Below are 26,906 nucleotides of genomic sequence, written 5' to 3'. Positions count from 1 at the left end.
AATAATGTAATTTAATCTGTGTGAATTATTATGTTATCACATGCGTTCTACTATCACTTTTCAGCATTCCTTATAAAAAGTGGTCAAACCTGCTTTGTTAGAAAGAATGTGTTGATCCCTGAGCGCGCAAAAAGTGCAAGATCCCGTCGATTATCGGAATTTCTTGCCTTTTAACGAAGAAAGTCTCTTTTATGAGTATAATTTAATCATCATTGAGGTTTAAGAGTATTTCGCCGCTTTTTGACTTTTGTTAAAATAGAGAAAATTACAGGAGAGATGTGTATATGTCAGTTTATGTTGTGGGCCATAAAATTCCAGACTCAGATTCTATCTGCGGTGCGATTGCTTTAACCTATTTAAGAAATCAGATCGGTGAAGATTCCATTGCAGCTCGTTTGGGGGAGTTATCGCCAGAAACTGCTTTTATTTTAGATAAATTTGGTTTTGACGCGCCAGAGCTCAAACTCAGTTATGCTGGCGAAGAAGTGTATATTGTGGATCATTCTGAAGTGACTCAAGCGCCCGATGATATTGCCGATGCGACGATTGTAGGCATTGTTGATCATCACAAGTTAGGGGATTTAACCACATCGACCCCGTTAGAATGTTGGATCCGCCCTGTGGGTTGCAGTAATACCATTATTAAAATGATGTATGACTTTCATAATGTCGCGATCCCGAAAGAAATCGCAGGCATTATGATGTGCGCTATTTTAAGTGATACTGTGATTTTTAAATCACCAACTTGTACTACAGCTGATATCCGTTGTGTGGAAGCCTTAGCTGAAATTGCTGAAGTTGAGGATTTTAAAGCGCTGGGTATGGAAATGTTTAAAGTCAAATCTGCCGTAGAAGGTACACCGGTGCGTGATTTGGTTATGCGTGATTTTAAAGACTTTAATATGAATGGGCACAAAGTGGGGATTGGTCAACTTGAAGTCATTGATTTATCTGTATTTGATGATTTGAAAGCGGATCTAGAAGCCGATATTGCAGCCCTAAAAAAGGAAGGCGAGCGCCACAGTGTTTTACTATTACTGACTGATATTATGAAAGAGGGCTCAGAGTTGCTGGTCAGCAGTGATGATGCGTCACTCATCGAGCAAGCTTATGATAAGGGTTTGATTGAAGGTAAAGTTTGGCTCGATGGCGTATTAAGCCGTAAGAAACAAGTTGTGCCGCCACTGCAAGCCGTATTTAGCTAATGGATGATTGATTCAAACGTCTATTTTTGTCAAATCAAATAATGCTTATTGGCTGAGTGGGTGATAGCTCATAGTGTAAAGCACACTATTGTGGTGATAGAGATGCCAGTCAGGAAAACTGACTGGCATTGTCTTTTATGCTTGTTCTGCAGATTGGTTGCGTAATATGGTTAATTTGGCTTGGGCTAAACCTAATACTGAGTTTTCTGGATAATGACCTTTAGCATTGAGTTCGCCTGTTGGGGTATCCATTAACAGTTCAATGGCCTGATCCACATGTTCGATGGCCCAAATGTGAAATTGCCCCTTTTTAACGGCTTGAATGATATCCTTTCTTAACATTAAATTGTGCATATTGGCATGGGGAATGATCACACCTTGAGTCGGCTTGGCGCCTTTTATTTGGCAGACATCAAAGAAACCCTCAATTTTTTCATTCACCCCACCTATGGGTTGGGAGCCGCCAAATTGATCCATTGAGCCGGTAATTGCGATATCTTGACGCAAAGGCAATTCTGAGATGGAAGACAGTATGGTGCACAGCTCAGCCATGGTGGCACTGTCGCCATCGACACCACCATAAGATTGTTCAAAGGTTAGGTGGGTTGAGAGTGGGATTTTATCTGTTTTACCCAGAATGGAGGCTAAAAAGGCGGTTAAAATCATCACACCTTTTGAATGAATACTGCCACTTAACTCCACTTTTCTCTCAATATCAAACACTTTCCCTTCACCAAAAGAGGTCGTGGCTGTGATCCTGCTCGGTGCACCAAATAAATAATCTGACGTGGACATGACGGATAAGGCATTGACTTGACCAATGGTTTTCCCATGAGTTTGTAGCACTGTTGAACCGTTAATAAAGTTTTGCATAAACTCATCTTTGGCTCGGCAAATTCTCAGTTCTTTATTTTGTAAGGCTTGTTCAACGTGGCTTGCGCGAATGAGTGTCGCCTTTACACTGCGAGCGCAGTAATTTGCTTCTCTGAGTAAGTTGGCAACATCCACTGAATGTAAAGAAAGTTGATTTTGATTATCAGCCTGCCTTGCACTGAATTCGATGATCCTTGCGATGGCTGCGCGATCGCAATGTCGCATGTTATTGCTGTGGACAATACTGGAGATAAACTGCGCGTAATGGTGCTCAGATTGAGGCGTGCGAGGCATTCTATCTTCAAAATCGGCTGTGACTTTAAATAATTCACAAAACTCTGGATCAAAGCGTTGCAACAGTTGATATGTGCGATGATCGCCAAACAAAATAATCTTAATGTTTAATGGAATAGCTTCAGGATCCAAAGAGATCGCGCCTGATAGGGTCACTTCTTTTTCAAGCGAACTGAGGCTGAGCTTTTTGGAACGCAACGCACGTTTTAGTCCATCCCATACATAGGGATGTTCGAGTACTTTTACCGCATCAATCATTAATACACCGCCATTGGCTTTATGAAGGCTGCCTGCACGGATGAAAGAAAAGTCGGTAATAACGGTACCTTTGTAGGTGGCATTTTCAACATAACCAAACAAAGTGTGATAATTGGGACTATCCTCAACGATAATGGGAGGAGTCTTTTTTTCTTGTGTAACTAATATGTTGACTTGATATCGCCTAGGCATTTTTTTACTCAAGGCCGCGTAAGCTAAAGCAATTTGTTCTTCATTCTCTTCAAGAAAAATATCGAGATTATCCAGTATATCTTTTTGCATTGCCGTTAAATATTGCTTGATTTGTGGCAATGCGATGTATTTTTCAAGTAGCTTATGGAAACTATGTTCTAACACGTCTTCAGCGACTTGTTCATCATGTTTTTGCTGTTTGTCAGTGTATTCCTCTTCCCACACGGTGATTTTTCGGATTAAGCTCCTTAATTTAGCTTCTAATTTACTAATGGACGCTTGTAGCTTTGTTTGTTTTGTCTGGCTGAGTTGGCTGTATGATTCTTCTGTATGGGGTTCTTCGCCATTAAGTGCAACCAGTTCATAGTTTCCTTTTGCTGAAATGGTTAAACTAACACCGAGTCTTTTAGCATCTTCAGTGAGGTCAATAATGGCTTGCTCTTGTTTTGAAGCCAGTTCATTTTTAAGTTTATCAGCCCGAGAATAATACATTTCATTATCGAATGCTAAAGGCAGAGCTTTTAGCAATTTATGCATTAACTTTTCAATGTCTTTTTTAAATTTTGGGCCCATTTGTGAGGGAAGCATTAATACTTTTGGCTGTCGTGCGTCTTCAAAGTTCACCACATAACACCAATCATACAAATCGGTGATCTCATTGGTTACGTCGCTTTCTAATTGATGTTGTTTATTTAAATGGCGTAAGATCATGGTGCGTTTGCCAAGACCATTTCGACCTAATGCATAAATATTGTAGCCTTTTTCTTTCATCGATAGCGCAAATTCAACAGCGTGCTGAGCACGGGCTTGACCGACAATTTCATTCAGGGGGGCTAAGTGTTTAGTGGATGTGCAATTGACATCGAGTTCATTGAGTTCAGAGCGACGATAAAGCTGCTCACTGCTGAGAGGGTGTATGGGCATAATGCGTCCTCTTAAGGCATGTTTTTTTCTACTCTATACGCTTAGTGATTTCATTTCTGCAATATTTGATTATTTTTCAGTGTTTATTAACAAAATGGTGATTTGTTGGGTGTTTTTTATACGTTTCAAGGTTTCATGAAGATAAATGATGCGGGTTGATCGTCATTATATCTTCATGTTTGGAGCAAGATGAAAATGGCCACTGAAGGTGGCCATTATGCTACTGACTATTTCATAGCCTGTTTAAATTTTAGGATAATGAGGTTTAATATCGGTTGGGATCTTTGCCATTTTTTGATTAATACTCGCGACTTCATCATCAAGTACGGCATATTTAGCTAAAAAGGCTTTAGCAGCTTGGTAATCGCCTAGCGCTTGGATCATCGTTACTTCTTTGACGAGATCCCTGATGGCCATTTCTAATTCAACAAAGTTAACCTTGTAGGTCTGTGTTTGTTTATCGAAAGTAAAGGCTTGTTTTTCTTTGAAGAAATTATACTGGAATGCAGCGCCAGCGCCGTGAGCTTCATGAATACCAAATCGCATAGAGCGGAACAGTCCGGCAAAATAAGTGACTAACATATTTTGCCGTTCAGTGCTGGGGAGTTCCCCCTTATCCATTAAGAACAGCATATTATAGGCACCCATAACATCTGCTTTGCCCTCTTCAATTTTAGAATAGGTTTCTTTTAATTCTTCACTGACACTGGTTTCACGACCATTTAGAGTGAGTGTACCAGGCCCTAATCCATGGGAAAGCTCATGGAATAGGGTTTCATTGAAGAAGTATTTCTCCATTAATAGCGGTTGCTGCTCTTGATTGATGATGAGTGAAGAAATGGGTTGCATAATAGCTTGATATTTAGCATTGAGTACATTTTTTAACATGACTTTTTTACTGCCTTTTACTTCCCTTACATACTCGTCATTAGGAAGGTTAAAAGCGACTGTTTGTACGCCAGGTTTGTTATCGCCGCCACCTGCGACTTGATCGACAACTGAAATAGGTGACTCAGCGCCACGTTGTAAGTTTTTGTATTCATCTTGAATGGGAAGGTTGAGCTCCATTTGTGTTAAGTATTTCTTATAAACGGCTAGCTTGGCGCTGTCTTGCGGGTTTCTAACAGTAATAAAGGCTTCAAAAAATGTTTTATAGCCAAATAGCTTATCGGTATAGGTTTCATAAGGACCGATAGCGACTTCAAGGTTGCCATCCAAATCCATCCAAGCCATTTCGGAATCGCGGTATTGATCATTTAAAAATGAATCGGCGCGTTTTAATAAAAAGACGCGTAACCGTTTATCATGTGTTAATGCAGCCGCTTCTTGCATCAGCTTAGCGGCGGCTTGAAGCTCTGTGGCGTAATACTGGCTATAAGGGATTGCTTTGAGTTTTCCCCCCTCACGGACAATGACAGTGTAGCCACTTTTGAAGGCTTCCTCATCTTCAGGATGTGCTGTTATCCATTGATTAAATTCTTCTCGGGTCATATCAACAGGGTATACGCCAGCACCATCAGGACGTTGGGTGTCACCAAAAAAAGGTTTATTTGCCTCTAATGTATCCCAGGGACCGTAATGCAAATCATATAATGATAACAAGGCTTGTTGATGAGGACTGTTTGAATCGTGAATCGTTTGTCGGATCCTTTCATTATTTTCATAGGTTTGCTTCAAGTATATGACATCCAAAATATCGGCAACTTGAATTAACTTTTTGAGTACTTGAATATCTTGATCTGACAGGGTTGATAAATCGGCTTGCATGTCGACGTCGACAAAACGATCGAGCATATGCTGGTAATCTTGCGCTATTTGAGTATTGGTCGCTTCGGTGCTTGTTTGAGGCTGGCTGTCTGGTTTTGAACAAGCGCTTAAAAGGCTAACCAAGACAAGCGAAATGAGTGTGGGTTTTATCAAGAGGAAGCTCTCCATTTTTATTATGGTTATTCACATTTAACGACAACAATCTACATCTAGTCACGACAATAATAAAGTTTATTTGTCAGTATTTGACTTATATAGGAGCTGTTTGCTGTGTTTTTCGCTTTTTCGAACTGATTTTTAGCTTTATTTGGTTAACAAAGTGATTTTTTGATTTATATTAAGTTTTCAATATGTGATTATTTAAGTTGTTAGGTTGGTTGTTTAAAAGGTGTAAAAAGTGAGCCAGAGCTTAGATATTCATTCGGTGATTAAGCCATTAGAAAGAGAAGACTTTCCTGCTGTTATCTCTTTAGGTAATGCAGTGCATGGGGAAGGTTATTTAACCACATCCAGTTTAATGTCAATGAGAAATAAAGGAATTAAGACTGGCATTAATGCCAGCTTTGTATTGTATCAAGCAAGGACCTTAGTGGGATTTAGACTTACATATGCGCCTGAGCAATGGCAGATTGATCAATGGTGCTCACCTGAGCTGTGGGGAATACGTGTTCAAGATTTGTGTTATTTTAAATGCAATACGATTGCGCCAAGTTTTCAGGGACAAGGCGCTGGAGGACGATTATTGGCCGCAGCAATCAATGCCGTTAAAAAGCAGGGTGGTCTTGGAGGGGTTAGCCATCTTTGGCAACAAAGTCCCAATAATGCTGCCGTTAAATATTTCACGAAAGCGGGGGGAGAAATCGTTGCGAGACATTCAGGGCGGTGGAGCGATCCTGTGGAATATGCCGATTATGAGTGTGTGTTGTGTGGCTCACCCTGTGAGTGTAGCGCATGTGAAATGATCTTACGGTTTTAATTATCTTTCTCAGTAGATTGCTTTTTGGAGTTGTCGTTTTATGTCGAAGCATAATGTTAATTTCGATCCGCTTGTTCAGTCTTTTCCTCAACATCTGGATACGCCTCATTCCTATTGGGCGAGCACGCAAGCATTACCTTCTTTATCCCCAAGTTTAATTGGCACAAAACAAACAGAAGTCGCTATTATTGGTGGTGGATACACTGGGTTGTTGACCGCGTATTATCTTGCGAATACCTTTGGTATCGATTGTTGCGTATTAGAAGCCAATCAAGTGGGCTTTGGAGCCAGTGCCCGTAATGCTGGTTTTGTCCTGAAAGGCTCTGGGCGCTTAGGTTACCAACAAATGGCTAAACGTTGGGATTTAGACACCGCAAAAGGGATTTATCGCGAGTTTAGTGATGCAGTTTCTCGAGTTGAAGGCCTCATTCAAGATAATGCCATTGGGTGCGAGCCACAACAAAAAGGTTATCTTAAGATCGCACATAATGAAAAAGCCATGGCAGAGTTAAATGGCGCTGCTGACTTTATTCGAACACATTTAAGTGAAGATGCGGCGTTTATTTCTCGAACACAATTATCGACAGAGCTGATGGATCACAAACAAGCTTATGGTGCCTTAAGGTTAAATGACGGGTTTGGAATTAATCCTTTAAAATTACTATTGGGCTATAAAAAATTGGTTCAAACTCAGAAAGTACCTCTTTATGAGAATGCGTGTGTGAAGCAATGGATAGAAGAGCAAGGAAAGCATCGCTTAATCACCGATAAGGGAGAGTTAACGGCTAGAAAGGTGATCACTGTCGGTAATGCTTACACTCCAAAGCGTTTCAATCACCGTGTCGATAACCACTTTTTACCAATTTTAAGCCAGATATTTGTGACTGAGCCATTAACTCAAGAGCAATTAGCTTTATCGGGATTGAAGACCCATCAAGTGACCATGGATACTCGTATTTTAAAATATTATTATCGTTTACTGCCTGATAATCGATTGTTATTTGGTGGCCGAGGGGCGATTTACGGTAAAGATGCTCATAAGCCGCAGTACTTGCAACGTTTATACTCAGCGATGTTACAGTGCTTTCCAAGCTTAGCATCCACCAATATTGCGTATCATTGGACCGGGTGGATAGCAGCAGCCATGGATGACATGCCCCACGTTTATGAAAAAAACGGTGTGGGTTACAGTTTAGGTTATTGTGGGGCAGGGGTGTCATTCAGTGCTCAGGCCGCTTTTCGACTGGCTCAACAAATTGCAGGTGAAAAGGTGCCTGATTTGCCTCTATACACACAGGGATTACCCGCTTTTCCTTTACCCCGAGCCAGAAGAGCAGGTCAGTGGGCGTATTATCATTATGCGTGGTTAAAAGATAAATGGGGTTAGGTTGTTTTTTTAGGGGCATTTGGATCGCAAGGATTGATATGCTAACGCGGCTCTATACCTGATTTGCTGATCATTTATTCCATTACAAAATGAAATAGATTTGTTATTCTTTTGCTAGGTTTTGAGCTGCAAGCCTAGCAACGGGAATAGCAACGAAATATGACAAAAACAAAACTCGACAAAATGCTGCAGAAACATGACAGGCTTATTCATTCTGAAGATATGAAAATTTTTAGTCATACTCAAAGAGAAAAAGACAACTGGATCCTTCATACGCTCATGGCCGAAGGGTGCGATACCCCGTTTAAATTTAGGCGCACTCAAAAATACAAGAGTTTAGCCGGCGCACGGGTGAATATGACTTATTATAGTGATGTAGAGCAAGTCGCAGGTTTTGAGATTGATATATTTAAAATAGTCCGTATTAAAAGGGCATGAATGTGGGTGTGATTGATGTGTAAAAAAACCTGTCAAAGACAGGTTTTTTATTGAGAACGACTCATTAACTAAAGTACAGTATGTATTAATACGGTACTAATACATACTGTACTAAGCGTTCATTAATGCCAGTGTATTATCGAGCATACGATTACTGAAGCCCCATTCATTGTCATACCAAGCCATCACTTTCACAAGACGTCCGCTAACACGGGTTTGTGTGGCATCAAAATTTGATGAGTATGGGTTGTGATTAAAGTCGATAGACACTAAAGGCTCATGATTAACCGCTAACACTTCACTTAATGGTGAAGTCTTAGCAGCTTTTTCTATAATGGCATTGATTTCTTCAACACTAGTATCGCGCGCAGCAATAAAAGATAAATCAACCAAAGAGACATTGATTGTTGGAACACGAACAGCCAGACCGTCGAATTTACCTTTTAGTTCAGGGACCACTAAGCCTACTGCAGCCGCAGCGCCTGTTTGTGTTGGGATCATTGATGCGGCGGCGGCACGAGCACGACGAAGATCAGTATGATACACATCAGAAAGACGTTGATCATTCGTATAAGCATGAATGGTAGTCATTAAACCCGATTCGATACCAATTTCATCATTAAGCGGTTTAGCGAATGGTGCTAGGCAGTTAGTGGTGCATGAAGCATTTGAAATCACAGTCATATCTGAAGTGATTTCATCATTATTTACACCATAAACAACCGTCGCGTCGACATTTTTGCCTGGAGCCGAAATAATGACTTTTTTAGCACCGGCATTTAAATGAGGTTGAACCGCTTCTTTAGAAGTGAAAATGCCAGTGCATTCATACACGACGTCAACATTCAGTTCTGCCCAAGGAAGGTTCGCAGGATCACGCTCTTGAAAAGTCGCAATCTTATCTTCATTAATGAAAATAGCGTCTTCAGTATGGTCAACTTTGGCATTAAAACGTCCATGAACAGAATCGTATTTAGTTAAGTGCGCATTAATTGACGCATCACCTAAATCATTGATAGCAACGATTTGGATAGGGTAATCTTTTTCACTTTCATAAAGTGCACGTAAAATATTGCGGCCGATACGGCCATAGCCATTAATTGCAACGCGGATAGTCATTTGATATCCCTCAAGTCATGTATAAACTGAAATTAGTTGTAAAATTACCAAACTGACAGAAATCGTCAAGTTATATCGCCTTATTTCCCCCTATTTGCGGCAAAAAGAGGAGTTTTTATTACATAGAGCACATTTTTCGCTTTTTAATAGTACAGCCAGAGGTATTGATCCTCCTTGTTGTATGTGACGGGTTATCGACGGGTATAGCGGTATTGAAGTTTGAGCTGTTTTGTGTCGCTGGCTATAGTAAAGCGCATTTTGATTGTTTTTGCGTTGTTTGAGATCAATATAAATGGGCAAAACACGTACAAATAATGTGTAATTCATTGCTTAATGCCCGTAGATAAGCTGATAAAGTGGTATAAAATAGCTAATTTCACTTATTTTCTATGAAATAAAAAGGCGTAATTGAGTATTTTTGGACGCTATTTTTGCTCCAAAAAGAGAAAATGATGTAAATATTACAACATTGCACGCAAAAAAAACCATTTTTAGAATTTATTGCTAATTAAATTACATATTTACTCAGATCCGTTGACTAGAAAGGCTGAGGGATTTTCATTACAATAAGGCCGTTTTTATATGAATAACCGTCTTTCTTTTTGTTACTCAAACAATTCTGTTTTTCACAGAGATATGAGATCAAGGATTTATAAATGAGCGCTGATAAACACCTACAAAGTTGGCAAGAACGTTTTGAAATGGCTGAGGCTATGCAGCCTTTGTTAGGGAAATTATACCGTAATCAAGGTGTTGAAGTTGTTGTTTATGGTAAGCCTTTATTAAATGCCTCTACCATTGATATTATTAAAGCGCATCGCCTAGTTCGTCATCATGTGGGGGAAAAACTACGATTGCGAGAGAGTCTTCCCTTTATTGAGGCATTGACTCGATTAGCTGTGAAGCAATGTAAAGTTGATATTGGTAAAGTGGCAGTGAATTATTGGCGTGAATATTCAGACGATTCTCAGATTGATGCTTATATGAGTGATGTATTAGCTTCAGCAATCAATGAAGAGCATGATGATGAAGCAAAAGATGTGGTACTTTATGGTTTTGGACGCATTGGCCGTTTATTGGCGCGTTTATTAATTGAAAGAAGTGGTGTCAGCAATAAATTAAGATTACGGGCCATTGTGTTACGTGGTGGTCGCAAAGGGGACTTAGAAAAACGAGCGAGTCTACTTCGTCGTGATTCTGTTCACGGCCCTTTCAATGGTTCTGTATCAGTGGATGAAGAAAATAACGCTATCATTGCCAATGGTACCTATATTCAAATCATTAATGCTAACTCTCCAGATGAAATTGATTATACCCAATATGGTATTGAAGATGCACTGATTGTCGATAATACTGGGATCTGGAAAGATGAAGCAGGATTAGGGTTACACCTTAATTCAAAAGGAGCGGCAAAAGTATTATTAACAGCACCGGCAAAAGGGAAGATTAAGAACATTGTTTATGGTGTTAATGAAGCCGATATTTTATCAGAAGATACGATTATTTCTGCAGCCAGCTGCACAACAAATGCCATTACGCCTGTGTTAAAGGCAGTGAATGATGAATACGGTATTGTGAATGGTCATGTTGAAACTATTCATTCATATACGAATGATCAAAATTTGATTGATAACTATCATAAAGCCGATAGACGTGGTCGCAGTGCGCCGTTAAATATGGTGATCACAGAAACAGGCGCTGCCAAAGCAGTCGCTAAGGCATTACCTGTTTTAGAAGGTAAATTAACAGGAAACGCAATAAGGGTGCCGACACCGAATGTATCAATGGCGATTATCAGTTTGAATTTGAATATCGAAACGGATAAAGCAGATATCAACGATTATTTACGTAATAAGGCGTTGCACTCCGAATTACAAAATCAAATTGACTTTACTGAGTCAACTGAAATTGTGTCGAGTGATTTGGTTGGTTCTCGCTACGCGGGAGTATTGGACTCTCAGGCTACCATTGCCGATGGTAAGCGCGCAATTTTGTATGTGTGGTATGACAATGAGTTTGGTTATAGCTGCCAAGTTGTGGGGGTGATGCAAAAAATGTTGGCGTTGAACTACCAATCTCTACCTCAACTGTAAATTTGGAGATGATTTCTCCTTTTATTGATTAATGATGAAGCGCCCCCAGTTCACAGGACGCTTTATATTTGAACAAAAAAATCAAAAAAACAACAGCTTGGTCGAATTGGCAGCAAACGGAAGAATAAAAGCGTTTTGTTGATTGACTCTGATAAACAAATCGGTAGAATGCCATCCCGTAGTCAAGACGAAGTGAAATAAAAAACAAGTTGTGATGCGTATAGTTTGTTTTCTTGGTCTTACAGATGCGACATTAGCTCAGTTGGTAGAGCGATACCTTGCCAAGGTATAGGTCATCGGTTCGAACCCGATATGTCGCTCCAAAAAACAATTTTGAAGTTGTTTTTTATTAAAATATGGCGCGATGGCAGAATGGCTATGCTGCGGATTGCAAATCCGTCTATCTCGGTTCGACTCCGGGTCGCGCCTCCAAATTTAGAATGATTGAGTCATTGGTTTTAACATCAATGGCAGTATTAACTACCGATAATACGTGTCAATTTATTAAAAATTTTTTTGCCCGAGTGGTGGAATCGGTAGACACAAGGGATTTAAAATCCCTCGCTTAATAGGCGTGCCAGTTCAAGTCTGGCCTCGGGTACCATTTTTATCAGTTAGCTTTCTACTGTAAGCGTACTGAATGAAAATTAAAATAAAAGTATTCGCACTTTTGTTACGAATGAAAGAAAGCAACAAGGCAATATTACGACTACCGACGTCATATTCTCCTGTTAAAGCCAAAGTGGTCTTTCTAAACAGAATAAAGAAAACAGTTTTGCCCGAGTGGTGGAATCGGTAGACACAAGGGATTTAAAATCCCTCGCTTAATAGGCGTGCCAGTTCAAGTCTGGCCTCGGGTACCATTTTTATCAGTTAGCTTTCTACTGTAAGCGGACTGAATGAAAATTAAAATAAAAGCATTCGCACTTTTGTTGCGAATGAAAGAAAGTAACAAGGCAATATTACGACTACCGACGTCATATGCTCCTGTTAAAGCCAAAGTGGTCTTTCTAAACAGAATAAAGAAAACAGTTTTGCCCGAGTGGTGGAATCGGTAGACACAAGGGATTTAAAATCCCTCGCTTAATAGGCGTGCCAGTTCAAGTCTGGCCTCGGGTACCATTTTTATAGTAAAGCGTATTAAAGCCCTGACTCATGTCAGGGCTTTCTTATTTTAAATCTTTTAAAGTGATTCACTTTATGTTTGGTCTGGCTATTATCGTGATCTCTTGTTGTTAAGACATTGTCTGATCCTGATTAAGCGCATTCTAAAAGGCAAACAGTTTTGCCCGAGTGGTGGAATCGGTAGACACAAAGGATTTAAAATCCCTCGCACTCTTGTTAGTAAAGTGCGCGTGCCAGTTCAAGTCTGGCCTCGGGTACCATCACAAACAAGCCTTGACATGAGTCGGGGCTTTTTTGTGTCTGTTAATTGTGTAATACCAAATTGAGTAAATAGTGGCTCACATTCGAGTGATGGGAGCGCGGTAGACATGAGGGATTTAATATCCCTCGCACTCTTGTTAGTAAAGTGTGCGTGATAGTTCAAGTCTGGCCTCGGGTACCATTTTTCTAGTAAAGAGTATCAGGCCCTGACATAAGTCGGTTTTTTTTGTGTCTGTTAATTGTGTAATACCAAATTGAGTAAATAGTGGCTCACATTCGAGTGATGGGAGCGCGGTAGACATAAGGGATTTAATATCCCTCGCACTCTTGTTAGTAAAGTGCGCGTGATAGTTCAAGTCTGGCCTCGGGTACCATTTTTATAGTAAAGAGTATCAGGCCCTGACATAAGTCGGGTTTTTTGTGTCTGTTAATTGTGTAATACCAAATTGAGTAAATAGTGGCTCACATTCGAGTGGTGGGATCGGTGAACACAAGGGGTTTAACATCCCTCGCACTCTTGTTAGTAAAGTGCGCGTGACAGTTCAAGTCTGGGCTCGGGTACCATTTTTATAGTAAAGCGTATTAAAGCCCTGACATGAGTCAGGGCTTTCTTATTTTAAATCTTGTCCAGTCTTGAGATAAGTTGACGCTTTGGAGACTTATCTATGAAAGCCTCAAGTAAAATCTCCCTTATTCTTGTTCATTTTTGACGTTTAATTATTCTTTGTATATTAGGCCTATGGCTTGCGATAAATAGAGTCTTAGTTATTGATTTATTGTCTACTATGTTAAAACCTCTCTGTTTTTAACAACATGAACAGTGGGTAAGAATGAAAACAACAAGATTGTCAGATGAACCTGATACTCGCTCGCCAGCAGGGGCTGAAGTTCGTTTTATGATGGAAGGAGCCACAGGAGGAATGATCCATTGTAGCTTGCTCCCATTTCAAATTAACAAGGCAGTTATGCTACAGTCAATGAGTTTTGGTATGTGTTGTGGTCATGGGGAGATATGGCGAGATAATGGCATTGACAGCTTTGTAACAACGCTGACTAAAGGGGCTTCAATTGATATTCAGCCAAATGCTGTTTTTCAGTATAGGAATGTATTAAGTGAACCACTGATATTTATTTGTATGAGGATGCCGTCATGGCCTGATAATAGCGAAGCAATCTATGTTGATAAAGGAAAGTGGGTATCGACGGTTTAGTCTTTTATCATCATTCAATAAGGCAAACCTTTATGTTATTTTTTATTTGAAAAGGAGCTTACTAGGTGCAGTTTAGCCTTATGTGGTGTATTCACTAAGCGTGTTTTTCTTTTTTTAATACTTGAGTAGGGATAGGGGGTGTCTTTATCAAAAGTAATAGCCGCTTTTTGGCCTGAAGCTGTAAGGTTTTCTAAATATTGTATAAAAACTTGCAAGTTGTCTCCATAAGTGGGAATTGAGTGTGTTTTTTTAATAATTTTGGTCTCTATTTGGCTGGTTTGACGTTGTTTAAGGGGCGAGATGTTGGTTTTTTGAGTCAAAATTGCAAACCTTTAATGTAAAAGTAAAAATGGGGTGAGTAATTGATTTTAATATCTGTTGTCGACTATTCAATTACAAATCATATTATAAGGATAATATTATTCATAATAGATTTTAAAGGAGTCGGCTTATCTTTGCCAATAATTAATCTAATGTTCATTTTTCATTTAACTTTGTAAATAAATGTATTGTTATTTATTTGCCAGGTAATTAAATGTAATTTATTATTTGTTTAGTTAGTTGATGGTGAGGTAAATCTGTTGTTTGATTTGCGTATTTTAACCATATCTTCGTTTTTATATAGCCTTAGTATATTAGGTGGACTACTATCAAGACAGTAATTAATATCAATTTTTATATTTGACTCTTGTTGATGACACTATTTCACCTTCATGATTAGTGAGCTGATCTGCGAGTTAACTTTTTGGTGGTTTGGTTTTGTTTAAAAATATTCACTCTATATCTTCAAGAACATTTGTGGTTTTACTATCATTTTATTACTTGGTTGTGTTCAATGCTCCCTTCTTTTTGAAGGTTAAACAAGGTCTTATCCTTCAATCTGATACAAATTCTTTATTTGTTCTATCCATACCCGTGTTGCTTTTTTTGTTACTTTTTTCTCTGTTTTCACTTTTTTCAGTAAAGTATATTACTAAGCCATTTTTTATTACTCTGACGATGCTATCTTCTTTGGTTTTTTACGCAAGTATGAAGTATGGGGTGATATTTGATAGAAATATGATCCAAAATATTGCTGATACGACTCAAGCAGAAGCGCTCTCTTATTTCAATTTGAATGCTATAATATACTTTATATTGACTGGGGTTTTTCCTTGTTTATTAATCTTTAAGGCTAACATTACTTATCATGCCCTTTGTAAAGAATTACTGAATAAGTTGCTTTATTTGGTTATTTCTCTGGTGGCTATTTTTATTATTTTAGGGATTTTTTATCAAAACTATGCTGCATTTGGTCGAAATAATGATAACTTGAAACGTTTGATTATACCTTCCTATGCTGTTGCCTCTACAATTAAGTATATTAATAATCACTATTTTTCTAAACCTATCCCGTACCAACAGTTAGGTGCTGATGCTGTGGTCATTAACGCTAAAGGGACGAAGCCAAACTTGATCGTCATGGTGCTTGGAGAAACGGCCAGAGCAAAGAATGATGCATATTTTGGATATAATCGACTCACTAACGCATACACAAGAAAATTAGGTTTGTTAGCTTTTCAAAATACTTCTTCTTGTGGCACAGCAACAGCAATTTCAGTCCCTTGTATGTTTTCTCATCTTAATCGTTCAGATTATGCGCTGAAAAAAGCGCAGAGCCAAGATACAGTTTTAGATGTTTTATCTTATGCTAAGATTAACGTTCAATGGTTTGATAATGACAGCGGTTGTAAGGGGGTATGTAATAAAGTTAAGCATGAAATGATAATAAAGGCACAGTTTCCAAAGGAATGTACATCAGCATCTTGTTTTGATGAAGCTTTATTGACACCATTAAAAAAAGCGTTGTCGGAAGCAAAAAAACAGAATATTTTCATTGTATTACATCTAATGGGTTCCCATGGTCCTACCTATTATTTACGTTATCCAAAAGCTTTTAGGCAGTTTATTCCAGATTGCCAAAGGAGTGATATTCAAAATTGTAGTAAACAAGAATTAATCAATACCTATGATAATACAATATTGTATACTGATTATATTCTTTCTAAAGTTGTTGAAAATATTAAACAATACAACTCAACATTTAATACCGGTATGCTTTATATGTCTGATCATGGGGAGTCTTTAGGCGAAAAAGGCCTATATTTACATGGAGCGCCTTACAGTCTCGCGCCGAATGAGCAAACGCATATTCCATTCTTATCGTGGTTCTCTGATACCTTCTATCAGCAGAATAGGTTAAGTCAATTTTGTCTTGAGAGTGTGGCTGAAAAAGGTGGATTTTCCCATGATAATTTGTTTGATAGTCTTTTAGGCATTTTCAATGTTAAAACGAAAGAATATCTTGCTAGTAAAGATATCTTTAGTCAGTGCCGAGTGGGAATATAAAAAAGAAGATTAGGACGAGTTGAACTTTGGCGATGATTTCTGCAGCAGTTTTTTGATTATTTGTACAAGGCAGAGCTTATGCGGTGTAGTTATTCTCGGTTTAGGCTCAAACGTCGCTCTATCTCCTTCGCTCATGGGGCCGAACATAAACAAACGATAATGTCGTAAAAAGGCACCACAAATGCTGTCTTAATTCCTTTATAAAGCAGGAGCCGGCTAAACGTGTCTTACATTTTGCTGGCGGCCCCTTTGTTTAAAGAAAGATGACTTAAATCACTAGGCCTTAATTATTCATGCTTTGTATAACTTTGTCTGGAAAACCAAAATACTTCTGACTTCCATCAGCATCCAGTAATAGACAATTATTGGATGCAGCGATTAAATGACGGCTATTTGTTGTATAAATAACAGTTGAGTGAGCAAGTTTATCGGACAATAATTTATTAATATATGGAGTATGAGCTTCTTCTACTCCGCAAAAAGGCTCATCGATGATGACAATTTTGGCGTCGCATGCCCCTAAGCCGAGTGCAAGTCTGATCGATTGTTTTTTGCTGCTTGAGAGCTGCTGAATAAATTGATTATTAAATACTGTGTCGATACCTTGGGGCAGAATATCATTGAGATCAAGAAGCGCTACAATGTCTTTCATTTGTGTTTCTGTGATCATACCATTATGTAAAATAAAGTTTGAAGCAAGGCTGCCTTCGAAAAGCCTTAATTCAAAGGGGACATAGTTGATAGCCTTTCTGTATCGATAATTGTTAAATTGTTTAATATTATATCCATCCATATAGACGATACCTTGGTATTTTTCATCTAATCCTGCGAGTATCGTGAGTAAGGTTGTTTTACCTGATCCCGATGGGCCACTAATGGATATTTTATCGCCGGAGTCGAATTTGAATCCGAGGTTAGTGAGTCCTGATCCTGCATGTAAATATCGATGGTTCAGTCCACTAACAACAATTTCGCCGTTGAATTGGCGTATTGGTGGGCTTTTTTCAAGTGATGTTTGATCGTCATTTAATGACATTAGCGCATTAATTTGTTTTGCAGAAGCTTGAATAGATTTGAATTTTACGATGGAGTTATAAATCCCCATAATGGGGCCGAGTGCTTTCCAGACTAAAATGACGATAGCGAGCATGGCTCCTGCATCAGATGTTCCGTCCATCACGCCTAGTACCGCAGTGACAATACTGGCAGTACCTATGCTTTGAATAAGGCCTTGACCCATTCCTTGTATTTTACTATTAGTGACGGATACATTTTCACCATCCTCTAAACTTTGTGTATGAGCGGCATGAAAACGTGATTGAATCACTTTTAGCAGTGGTAGGCCTTGCATACTATTGATGCTTCTTAACAATTCATTCCATTGATAAGAGACCATACTATTGGCTGTTGAACTTTTGGAGGTGGCATGAACATATAGGTATCTCGCATAGATACAAAATAACAACATAATAACGATACCTATTATTACCGTGATTGCTGCACTGCCTGAAATAACGGTAATAGCGATGATAAATACTATGATAAACGGCATGTCAAAGTAACTGAGTGTCGATTCTGCTGTAACAAGTTTTCTAAATTGATCGATGTCCCTTAAGCGCGCTAATTGGCTTGATACCCCCGCAGATGAAGTCATCGCATAGGGTAACCAAAGAAGTTTTCCGATAACATGTTTAGAGATATGTACCGCAAGATCTTTACCTGAGGAGGTGAGTATGTTCATTCTGACGCGTTTGAAGAAAAACTCCGCAAGGGCAAGTGCGATCGCAAAACTGCATAGCCAAAATAGTGTGCTTGTTGACTCAGAGGTGAGTGCAAAATTATAAACACTCATAATGAAAAAGGGTTGTAGTGCACCAAGTATATTGACAACGAGGCTTAAAAAAACGAGGCTTTTAAATTCATTGTTATACCTATAAAAGGCGTATTTTATCCAATTTGATTTGTCTTGTGACTCAGGGGGGGGCTCTCTAAATATTTTAGAATATTCAGAGATCACACAGAGTTGGCATGGCGTTGCATTGAGTGGGTGCTCTATGGTGATATTATTGACATAATCAAATATATAAGCAATATCATCTTCTGTATTAATCAAAATGCCTGAAATATTTTCTAATTGTATAAACGCGGGGCTGATAATGTGATCTAATTGATCCATTGATTTTATTTTTAATTTATTACATTGATAGCCTAGTCGCGTTATTGTTGAATAAAATGAATCGATATCTTGCTTTTTGGGCACAAATGCATCAGATAAAATATCAGCTGTTCCTTCCCATTGTAAAGAAATTAAACTTAATGCTATGCCTTTAATTAATGGTGAATGTAAATACCTATCATCCATTTTCTCGTTTGAAAAATCATCTAACCTTTGCTTAATATCAGAAAAATTAATAAGGATTGTCATTTTAATAACCTTTTTTGATATTTAAATAGCGAATGTTATTATCTTTATTTTTAATCTTATTGCTTATAAAAATAAATATTATATTATCTTTTTTTGAAAGGGATGTTGATGTTAACACTTTTTCAAAATGTTCATCATATATCGTATCGATATCATCTAATATGATAACTGATTTATTACTTAATATTGCTCTTACTATTAATAGACAGTAATTAACTTTTCTAGAAAAAGGAGGCTGTTGGTTGCTTGATATTTGAGTGTAAAAACCACTTTTTAGTGCATTGATTTCATTTTTTATATTTAAATTTTCACAGAGGGTAAATGCAGTTTCATTTAAATAACTTCTAAAACAGGTTAAGTTATCAATGATATTACCTTCTATAAGAGCGCTATTATTATCAATTTTCAAAGCATGTTGTTTCCATGTATTATAATCTATTTCACCTAATGAGTGCTCACCAATAATGATATTAATAGATGTACTTTTTTCTTCCATGGTAAGACAACGGCTCAAATAAGACTTTCCTGCGTTGGCTTTACCATTTACAACATAAACTTGACCTTTCTTAAAACAGATCTCCTCATTATTATTAATTTCACACAATATTGTATTAATAGAAAAATCCTTAATGTCACTATCAATATTGTGATTTAATTGAAAAAGCGTATTCATTCTTTGCTCATTAAGTTGGTTGACTTTCCATCGGCTTAAGGTTTGCATGACTTGTTGATAAGGAGAGAAATAACGATTGGTTAGTAATATCACAGCAGCCATCACACCTTGACCGATCTCTTGTGCTATGACAGAAAGCGCTAACATGACAACAACAGTGGCTATGGATAGTTGCTGTATAAAAGTTAAGATTAAGTTTAGAATAGAGTCTAGTTTTTCAAATGCAACACTATGCTCTTCACGCTCTCTTATCATTTCGGTCATTAAACTTTCTACTCTATATTCCATTGTTCTACTTTTTATGTCTAAAGGACTAGAGACTATTTCAATAATCTTAGAGCTGGTTCTTCCTTCAATATCTGAACGTTTTACTAATACGTTGATTTTTTTATTTGAAATAATGATTGCTGTAAAAATTAAAATGGTTGAAGAAATGATAATTATTGTTCCAGACCATACATTAATGAGTCCGATAATAAGAATTGTGATGAAACTTGTTATAGTATTAATAATGGCTTTTACAGATTCCCCACCAAAAAAACTTTTTAATTCAGGTATGACTGATATTCTTTCTAAATACTCTCCAGGAGAGTGCTTGCTATATGTAGCGATATCAGAATTACAAATATTTTTAAAAACATTGCTGGTTAAATCCTTGTCGAATTTTTTCATTATAAGAGAAGTGATAGCCTCTTCTTTCCTTTTTAATATATAGTCAAAGTAGATGGCGATTAAAATAATTAATCCTAGTAGCATTAATGAATCTTTGGATTGATTTGGTAAAATACGATCGAAAATAATGAGTATAGAGAAAGGCAGAACGAGCCCTAAAAAAGTGGTCATAATGCTTGATATGAACAAATATAATTTATCCAAATCGCTTATTTTTCTTTTAAATTTAAAGGTGCTCATTATTTTATCTCATTACTTGATTAAATGAAGCGGGATAGGAGATGAAGATAAGTCATTGGTTATCGGTAACATATCACTCATAATATCCTTTATGAAGTAATCATTTAGTAATCCGATTAACTCATTTAAGTTTATTATTTCAATAATATAATTATAACGTGCATTTTCATAATCTCTAATACTATTGAATAATTTACTTTCAGCAGACAGAAGATCGGTAATAGTTCGAGTTCCAAGTTTATGAGCTTTTTTTATTCCATTATAAGAAGAATAGTTGGCTTTTATAATAATAGTATAGGTTTCAAGTGAGCGTGAGTAATCATTGATGTTTTCAATATAATTATAAAATTGTTGTATACTATCTTCGCCTGATTGCATCAGATCTAAGTGAGATTTTTCATATTCAATGTTGTTTTTACGGTATTTGTATATATCTCGACCTCCTGAAGATAGGGGTAAATCAAAATTTATCGAATAAACAACTGATTCACTAATACCAAAGTTTGGAGGGCTATTATCAGATGGATTATTGGTGTTATCTTTTCTATAGCTAATATCTCCAGTTAATGTTGGCGAAAAACTTGATGCTGTTTCTTTTATTTTTTGCTTACTTTTTTTTAATTGCTTCTTTGAAATTAATATATCTAAGTTTAACTGAAAAAGTGTATTCTTTAAAAATATTTCTCTGTGCTCTTCAATTTTAGGGAATGTTGATAATTTGTTTAAATCGTAAGATGGGGTTTTATTATCTTGTGTAATGTTATATAAATCATTTAGAATGACTTTTCTTTCTTTCTTTAATGTGAGTAATTTATTTTTTGTATTTTCTTTTTGTGCAATAACTTCATATATTTCACTACCTGCAGTATTTCCGAGTTGAATATTTCTTCTCATGTGTATAAATCTTGACTCAGATGAAATAAATTCAGCTTCTGTTGCTTTAATTTGTGAATTATTTTTTAGATAATCAAAATATTTTACTGCGGCTTCTTTTATTATTCTCTGTTCAGTTTTTATCGTTTGTAATTCGCTAATGTCCACATCAATTTGTGTAGACTCAATAGTGTAAATATCTGTTAAATTAAATATGTTTTGGCTAAGAGAAAGACTGTAACTATTAGAGTTGTAATCATTGATAATATGTTGATCTGTTGTTTGGAATTTCTTATTTTCATTCCAAGTACTATCGGCTCTTAAAGATAAACTGGGTAAAAACTTAGAACGATGAATGTCAATATCATATTGACTTGCTTGATAGCTTTTTTCACTGCTTTTTAAAGATAAATTATTCTCTTTTGCAATATTAACTATATCAATTAAACTAGCGGCTAGGAGATCCGTTGACGTAATAATAGAAATTAGTAATATTATCCTTATCTGCATCTATGACCCCCTTTTATTATGGATGTGAATATATCTTTTAATTGATTTTAAAATTTCATCACTATTATAAGGCTTACTTATTACATAATTCATTCCAGCTTCTAAACACGCTTGATGTTCAGATTTACTGGTTAAAGCAGTAGCGCCAATGATGGTTGAAATTGGTTGAATATTATTTTCTTTCTCATATTGTCTGATCAGCTCCGTTGCTTGTAGGCCACCCATACCAGGCATAATACAATCCATAAAAATGATATCTGTTGTATTATTTTTAACCCAATTAACAGCTTCCAATCCTCCATTGACAATATCTGTTTCGTATTCTGCTTGTTGGAGAATTTTTTTTAATATAAACTGTTGTATTCTATCATCTTCAACAATAAGAAATTGATGTTTTATTTCATCATTACTTTCTTCATCTTCGACAGCTTTAACAAGCTGTGGAATGAAATCATCAGGAATTAATGGTGTATAAAAAACTTGATTTACATATTGAATAGCACTTTTCACAACCTGATTTGAAGACACAGCAAGTAAGAGTTTAGTGTGACCGTCATCGGGTATTCTTTCATGTAATGTTTTACAAAACGACGTAAGTTGAATGCCTTTTACTGTGTCGGTCATTATGATGGCATCATATAAAGAAATTTTTGATATGGATTTGAATATTTCATTAGCTTCTCGAGAGACTTTAACTTTTGCACCATGTGAAATAAGCAATTTTGATATGATACTGATCCTTATCTCAGAGTCTGCACAGATAAGGAAGAATTTATTTTTTAAAAGAGGTGATTCTTTTGTGTATGATATAGGAGTAACGCCCATTTTTATTGAAAATTTTTGTTGTTGACCTGACTTATACCATTCAGTATTAAATGTATTAATATTATCGAGTAAAGATATTGTCCATTCATCATTTTTTACAGTCCCTCTTTTTGATTGCTCCCAGTGTAAATGGTTGATTTTATTTTCACTTATATCTAATGTGGTTAAAAAAATCAGTGTAATAACTATCACTGAACCAGAGACATCATCGCTTGAATGGCTGTTGATATCGATGAGAATATTGTCTTTATTTTGAGCGCTAATGGCATTAGAAAGCTGAAGAAATAAAATCCAAAATAGTTTTGTTGGGTTACCCATAAGTTCATTGGGTAAGTTATTGTGTATAATGCATTCAATGTTGAGTTCTGATTCGTTGCCTTTGTTGCTGATGTGGACAATAATCTCGGTTAGTAATTTTATAAAGGAGTAATTTTCTGTTTTTTGTTTTAAACCTTGTGAAAATAACTTATTATAATTTTCGGCTAAATTAGATAAGGTTTCAGTTGCTATTTCAAGATCTCTAGCTAAGTTAGTTAATTTTTCATCCTCTTCTTTTTCTTTAATGAGTAAGTGTATTCCGCCTTTTATAGTATTTGATATTCCTCTCATTTCGTAACCAATCATTGAATATAGCTGTCTCGATAGATCTGTGTTACGTTCACTTTCTTCAATTTTATCATTCAGTTTCTTTAATTTTGAATATATTGTTCTTTCTTCTTTACTTAAATTTAAATCGTTAAGTATGCTTTTTGCATAATTTGAATTAAGATCACCAATTACGCTTAGTAGTTTTTCAATCCCTTGCTCTTTATTATTTATTTGTTTGTTTTGTTTGTTTTTTTTAGACTCTATAATATAAACAGCTACGATTAATAATATAGTTAGAATAATAACTAATAATGCTGTTATTATGTTGTCTCTAAGTTGATTGTTTGAGTTTTTTTTATTTTGATTTTTAATTATATTAAGGTGGCTGTTTTTCATTTCTATTAGAATGGGGGTTAACTCTTTAATTATTTTTTGTTCTGTTCCAGTAGCAATAAATTTATTAATAATTAGTGTTAATTTAGAATACTCGGTTGCGCCTACTAAGCTGACCAAGTTTTTATCAATCGATGCAGTATTTAAGAATGAGTTTAGTTGTTTATGTAATGAGTCAATCTGCTTTTTATTTTTTAAGCAAGGGTGGTTATCACAGTTTATTAATTTCAATAATAACAATTCAGTTTCATTAATCAACGTGCTAGAGCTTTCTAATAATATTAATGTTTTTTCATTAGTGGTATTGTGATTGAATATCAAATAAATGGAGGGAATTAAGATAATGAGGGAGAGTACGCTCATCGTTAATGTGTAGGGTAAACGATTATTCACTGTCTATTCCTACCTTTCATCAAATGTATCTTCAATCGCAGACATTACGGGTTTTACTGCGTAATCGATGACTTTTCTGGATCCGGTTTTAATTTCTGCTGTAAATTCCATGTAGGGCGATAGTTTATGTTTGATCCCCGATTTTTCTAAGTATAGCTTTTCAAGAGTGATGTTGGCTAAATAGAATTCGGCATCTTTTTCTTCATATGAAGAACGGCTAATAGATGCAATAATTCCTGATAATGCACCGTATTTAGCTGAGTTATAAGTATCAAATTTCAATTTCACTTCTTGTCCTATTTCGACAAATCCCATGTCTTTTCTTGGTATTTTCGCTTCTCCATGTAATGTATTTTTTAATGGAGCAATATCTGCGATACTTTCACCTGGAGGGATAACGGCCGATTTGAAATTGAAGTGAATTTTGTCAACAATACCGTCGACGGGAGAATATACTATGAGCCTGTCAACTTTATCGGTATGTTGTGGCTTTTGTGCATGTTTAATTTTTAACTGTTTTGCACTTTCATTGACTTTTGCTTGATATTCAGCATTTCTGTTAGAAATAAGATCGGTTAATTGTTTAGTTAATCTCTGTTTTTGAAAGTTTTCATTTAGTATTGCTTCCTCTAAATTTTCTATCTCTCTGAGCATATTCATTTCTTGTATTTGCATGGCTAACACGTCAACGTAAGAGGCCATTTCTTCATCAAAAAGTGTTTTCTTTATCGAAAGTTGTTTTTTTATGATATCTAATTGGCTTTTTGAACTAACGATCCTAGATTTCATTGATTGAATGAGCTTTTCTTTATGTTCAATATCGTGAGAGATAAGTGACTCATTAGAAGTGTTTTTGTTGAATTCGCTCTGCCACTTTTTTTGATAATTATTCACTATTTTAGGGAATGTTTCATAACTTGAAAAATCAGGGGATAGCATGTTAATCAGAGATTGGTAAGTAAGTAAGTCTAGTTCAAGTTCAATAATCTCAATATTTGTCGTTTCAAGTGTTGAATGTCTTTCAAGAGACTTCAACTTAGCAATAGGTTGACCTTCATATACCGTATCACCTTGTGAGACCATGAGTTGTTCTAAAATCCCACCTTCTAAATGTTGTACTTTTTCTATATCTGAATCTAAAAGTAATTCACCTCTCGATGAGACGATAATATCTATTTTTGCTTGTGAGGCAAGTATAATGACAAGAGTAACAGCAATAAATATAAACAGAAGAGACTTATGGGTACTTGTCATTACACTTTTTATTTTTATATTATTGTCTTCTTCATTACTTATTGCTTTCTCTTGTGTTAATGCTTTGTTGATATACCTCTCTATATCACTCATGTTACAGCCTCAGCCCCTGTATTAGACTATGCATTAATTCGACTATTGATGTCACTGTTCAGTTTGTTTATTTCTTCACAGGCAGAGAGGATTAGGGTTTCGTCGGGTGTATCTCCCGTTTTTGATTTGGTTTCTATTTGTTCCAATAAGTCGCATATTTCTTCTTCAAAAAAATTAGAAATTACGCCCTTAAGGGAATGCGTTACATGAAACAAACCGTCTAAATCTTTATTATTATAATAAGATTTTATTTTTTCTATATCATCACTATGCTCTTCTTTATACATACTGAGTATAATATTTACCATATCTAGGTCGTTGTCTAAAGAGTCCAAAAATTGCTGGTAATGTTTCATATATCCTCCCTGAATTCAAAAAAGTTTAAACTCTTAAATCCTTCATTAATTCTTTCTATCTATACTGTAGTCTAATAATAAAAAAAATCATATTGATTGTTGTATTATATCAAGCGACTTTCTTTTGAAGAAAGGTTCAGATCTTATTCTGTTGATATCAATAGTTGGTTGAGTTTTAATGAATTTTAAAGTCATCTTTTTTTTAATCTTAGATTAGTTCCTTTTTTTCTCTTATCATTGATGTCTTTTTATCTTTAAAAACCTTGTATTTCACTGCATCCTAAGCTTTGCTTAAAGCAATCAAAGAGTACCTATTTAAAGCCAAATTTTGTTTTGCATGGAGGCTACATCATGGCCATTGATGAAAATGAAAATAACCCCTTAAATGACGCTGTTGAACAAGAAAATACTGAAAATGCGGATGTATCTTCCTCAGAAGCCAGAAATAGATTAGACACTGCAAGTACTGCTGCTGCCACGACAGTCGATGCAACAAATTTGGCTGATGATTCACAAGTTGCTCAAGAGGACGAAGCAACGGGAGCGGGATCTGAAGATGATTTCGTCGATCAATCAAGTCCGGCTGCGGTATCAGGGGATGGTTCTCCAACTCAATCGGGTGCTGATGCACAATCAAATGTGATGGATAGTCCCATTGCTGAAAATGGAGAAGCTGTCAATTCTGCAAATGAACCTTCGAGTGTGGGAGCACAAAGTGTTGGTGGAGAAAGTATCCAAGATTCTCAACATGGGGAAGACTTAGGAGTTGATGGAAATATTCTCGACCCTAGTGTTGCTGGTACTAGCTCATCAGGGACTGCAGAGTCAAATGCTGGATTTTCCAATAGTTCAGATTCAGATCTTGATGATGGCGTGGACTCCAAAACAACAACTGAAACATTCGAAGTTAATGTACAAGATTCTCCTGATGATGAAAATGATTTAAATCAGACGATTGAGGATGATTTTGATTCAAAAACAACCTCTCAAACTATCGCAGTGGAAGTGAGTGATGTCAATGACGCAGCGGTAGTGGAAGATGTCGGTTACGTGATTGAAGAAGACGGCAGCTTGACCTTCACCGATGCCCAGTTGTTGTC

General features: G+C 36.4%; 17 protein-coding genes and 8 tRNA genes. 16 read left to right on the top strand and 9 right to left on the bottom strand.

The window, feature by feature from the left end; all coding sequences use genetic code 11:
- The first annotated feature begins 284 nt into the window (after nt 1-284).
- On the top strand, nt 285-1,205 hold the full coding sequence (locus Q0779_RS12245) for a manganese-dependent inorganic pyrophosphatase (RefSeq protein WP_298772925.1): 921 nt from the start codon (nt 285-287) through the stop codon (nt 1,203-1,205).
- Between the two features lie 135 nt (nt 1,206-1,340).
- On the opposite strand, the gene Q0779_RS12240 is transcribed toward Q0779_RS12245, so the two are convergent.
- Entirely contained in the window at nt 1,341-3,746 is a 2,406-nt protein-coding gene (locus tag Q0779_RS12240; RefSeq protein ID WP_298772923.1) for an AAA family ATPase, read from the bottom strand.
- 243 nt (nt 3,747-3,989) lie between these two features.
- The gene (locus Q0779_RS12235; protein WP_298772922.1) at nt 3,990-5,666 is read right to left on the bottom strand and encodes a hypothetical protein; all 1,677 of its coding nucleotides are present in this window, start codon (nt 5,664-5,666) and stop codon (nt 3,990-3,992) included.
- A gap of 244 nt (nt 5,667-5,910) precedes the next feature.
- On the opposite strand from Q0779_RS12235, the gene Q0779_RS12230 reads away from it, so the two are divergent.
- The 3 genes from Q0779_RS12230 to Q0779_RS12220 all read left to right on the top strand — a co-directional run bounded on the left by Q0779_RS12230 (nt 5,911) and on the right by Q0779_RS12220 (nt 8,314).
- The gene (locus Q0779_RS12230) at nt 5,911-6,489 is read left to right on the top strand and encodes a GNAT family N-acetyltransferase (protein WP_298772921.1); all 579 of its coding nucleotides are present in this window, start codon (nt 5,911-5,913) and stop codon (nt 6,487-6,489) included.
- Between the two features lie 40 nt (nt 6,490-6,529).
- Entirely contained in the window at nt 6,530-7,876 is a 1,347-nt protein-coding gene (locus tag Q0779_RS12225) for an FAD-binding oxidoreductase (RefSeq protein WP_298772920.1), read from the top strand.
- 159 nt (nt 7,877-8,035) lie between these two features.
- Entirely contained in the window at nt 8,036-8,314 is a 279-nt protein-coding gene (locus Q0779_RS12220; protein WP_298772919.1) for a hypothetical protein, read from the top strand.
- Nucleotides 8,315-8,425: 111 nt separating this feature from the next.
- Here the strand turns inward: Q0779_RS12220 and gap are convergent, their stop codons facing one another.
- Nucleotides 8,426-9,433, bottom strand: coding sequence for a type I glyceraldehyde-3-phosphate dehydrogenase (gene gap, locus Q0779_RS12215; protein WP_298772917.1), 1,008 nt, complete (start codon nt 9,431-9,433; stop codon nt 8,426-8,428).
- Nucleotides 9,434-10,089: 656 nt separating this feature from the next.
- Between gap and Q0779_RS12210 the strand changes: the two genes are divergently transcribed.
- From Q0779_RS12210 to Q0779_RS12160, 11 genes are all read left to right on the top strand, one after another.
- Nucleotides 10,090-11,526, top strand: a complete 1,437-nt coding sequence (locus tag Q0779_RS12210; protein WP_298772916.1) for a glyceraldehyde-3-phosphate dehydrogenase — start codon at nt 10,090-10,092, stop codon at nt 11,524-11,526.
- A 247-nt stretch (nt 11,527-11,773) separates the two neighbouring features.
- Nucleotides 11,774-11,849 (top strand) — tRNA-Gly (locus tag Q0779_RS12205).
- 35 nt (nt 11,850-11,884) lie between these two features.
- A tRNA-Cys gene (locus tag Q0779_RS12200) sits at nt 11,885-11,958 on the top strand.
- Nucleotides 11,959-12,044: 86 nt separating this feature from the next.
- Nucleotides 12,045-12,130, top strand: a tRNA-Leu gene (locus Q0779_RS12195).
- 173 nt (nt 12,131-12,303) lie between these two features.
- Nucleotides 12,304-12,389, top strand: a tRNA-Leu gene (locus Q0779_RS12190).
- 173 nt (nt 12,390-12,562) lie between these two features.
- Nucleotides 12,563-12,648: transfer RNA gene (locus Q0779_RS12185), tRNA-Leu, on the top strand.
- Nucleotides 12,649-12,813: 165 nt separating this feature from the next.
- A tRNA-Leu gene (locus Q0779_RS12180) sits at nt 12,814-12,911 on the top strand.
- An 82-nt stretch (nt 12,912-12,993) separates the two neighbouring features.
- A tRNA-Leu gene (locus tag Q0779_RS12175) sits at nt 12,994-13,093 on the top strand.
- A 93-nt stretch (nt 13,094-13,186) separates the two neighbouring features.
- Nucleotides 13,187-13,286, top strand: a tRNA-Leu gene (locus Q0779_RS12170).
- 456 nt (nt 13,287-13,742) lie between these two features.
- Nucleotides 13,743-14,123 (top strand): hypothetical protein, encoded by a 381-nt coding sequence (locus tag Q0779_RS12165; protein ID WP_298772915.1) that lies wholly within the window; start codon nt 13,743-13,745, stop codon nt 14,121-14,123.
- A 759-nt stretch (nt 14,124-14,882) separates the two neighbouring features.
- Nucleotides 14,883-16,511, top strand: coding sequence for a phosphoethanolamine transferase (locus tag Q0779_RS12160; RefSeq protein WP_298772914.1), 1,629 nt, complete (start codon nt 14,883-14,885; stop codon nt 16,509-16,511).
- A 283-nt stretch (nt 16,512-16,794) separates the two neighbouring features.
- On the opposite strand, the gene Q0779_RS12155 is transcribed toward Q0779_RS12160, so the two are convergent.
- The 6 genes from Q0779_RS12155 to Q0779_RS12130 are packed head-to-tail and all read right to left on the bottom strand — an operon-like array spanning nt 16,795 to nt 25,806.
- A complete protein-coding gene (locus Q0779_RS12155; RefSeq protein WP_298772912.1) occupies nt 16,795-18,936 on the bottom strand; it encodes an ATP-binding cassette domain-containing protein in 2,142 nt (713 codons plus the stop codon).
- A 1-nt stretch (nt 18,937) separates the two neighbouring features.
- Nucleotides 18,938-20,521, bottom strand: coding sequence for an ABC transporter transmembrane domain-containing protein (locus Q0779_RS12150; protein WP_298772911.1), 1,584 nt, complete (start codon nt 20,519-20,521; stop codon nt 18,938-18,940).
- A 12-nt stretch (nt 20,522-20,533) separates the two neighbouring features.
- The gene (locus Q0779_RS12145; RefSeq protein WP_298772909.1) at nt 20,534-21,904 is read right to left on the bottom strand and encodes a TolC family protein; all 1,371 of its coding nucleotides are present in this window, start codon (nt 21,902-21,904) and stop codon (nt 20,534-20,536) included.
- A complete protein-coding gene (locus Q0779_RS12140) occupies nt 21,905-24,103 on the bottom strand; it encodes a response regulator (protein ID WP_298772907.1) in 2,199 nt (732 codons plus the stop codon).
- Between the two features lie 9 nt (nt 24,104-24,112).
- Nucleotides 24,113-25,450, bottom strand: a complete 1,338-nt coding sequence (locus Q0779_RS12135; protein WP_298772906.1) for an HlyD family type I secretion periplasmic adaptor subunit — start codon at nt 25,448-25,450, stop codon at nt 24,113-24,115.
- Between the two features lie 26 nt (nt 25,451-25,476).
- The gene (locus Q0779_RS12130; RefSeq protein WP_298772904.1) at nt 25,477-25,806 is read right to left on the bottom strand and encodes an Hpt domain-containing protein; all 330 of its coding nucleotides are present in this window, start codon (nt 25,804-25,806) and stop codon (nt 25,477-25,479) included.
- A gap of 351 nt (nt 25,807-26,157) precedes the next feature.
- On the opposite strand from Q0779_RS12130, the gene Q0779_RS12125 reads away from it, so the two are divergent.
- A partial coding sequence (locus tag Q0779_RS12125) for a hypothetical protein (RefSeq protein ID WP_298772903.1) occupies nt 26,158-26,906 on the top strand: 749 nt, incomplete at its 3' end.

The sequence above is a fragment of the uncultured Shewanella sp. genome, assembly GCF_947491715.1.
Taxonomy (GTDB): Bacteria; Pseudomonadota; Gammaproteobacteria; order Enterobacterales; family Shewanellaceae; genus Shewanella.
Note: the sequence above shows the minus strand (reverse complement) of the source record. Positions and strands in the feature narration are given on the sequence as shown.

Excerpts from the sequence above, each read along its gene's own strand:
- Q0779_RS12130 (WP_298772904.1), bottom strand. The coding sequence starts at position 25,806 with ATGAAACATTACCAGCAATTTTTGGACTCTTTAGACAACGACCTAGAT.
- Q0779_RS12150 (WP_298772911.1), bottom strand. The coding sequence starts at position 20,521 with ATGAGCACCTTTAAATTTAAAAGAAAAATAAGCGATTTGGATAAATTA.
- Q0779_RS12240 (WP_298772923.1), bottom strand. The coding sequence starts at position 3,746 with ATGCCCATACACCCTCTCAGCAGTGAGCAGCTTTATCGTCGCTCTGAA.
- Q0779_RS12245 (WP_298772925.1), top strand. The coding sequence starts at position 285 with ATGTCAGTTTATGTTGTGGGCCATAAAATTCCAGACTCAGATTCTATC.
- Q0779_RS12210 (WP_298772916.1), top strand. The coding sequence starts at position 10,090 with ATGAGCGCTGATAAACACCTACAAAGTTGGCAAGAACGTTTTGAAATG.
- Q0779_RS12225 (WP_298772920.1), top strand. The coding sequence starts at position 6,530 with ATGTCGAAGCATAATGTTAATTTCGATCCGCTTGTTCAGTCTTTTCCT.
- Q0779_RS12155 (WP_298772912.1), bottom strand. The coding sequence starts at position 18,936 with ATGACAATCCTTATTAATTTTTCTGATATTAAGCAAAGGTTAGATGAT.
- Q0779_RS12165 (WP_298772915.1), top strand. The coding sequence starts at position 13,743 with ATGAAAACAACAAGATTGTCAGATGAACCTGATACTCGCTCGCCAGCA.
- Q0779_RS12145 (WP_298772909.1), bottom strand. The coding sequence starts at position 21,904 with ATGCAGATAAGGATAATATTACTAATTTCTATTATTACGTCAACGGAT.
- gap (WP_298772917.1), bottom strand. The coding sequence starts at position 9,433 with ATGACTATCCGCGTTGCAATTAATGGCTATGGCCGTATCGGCCGCAAT.
- Q0779_RS12220 (WP_298772919.1), top strand. The coding sequence starts at position 8,036 with ATGACAAAAACAAAACTCGACAAAATGCTGCAGAAACATGACAGGCTT.
- Q0779_RS12135 (WP_298772906.1), bottom strand. The coding sequence starts at position 25,450 with ATGAGTGATATAGAGAGGTATATCAACAAAGCATTAACACAAGAGAAA.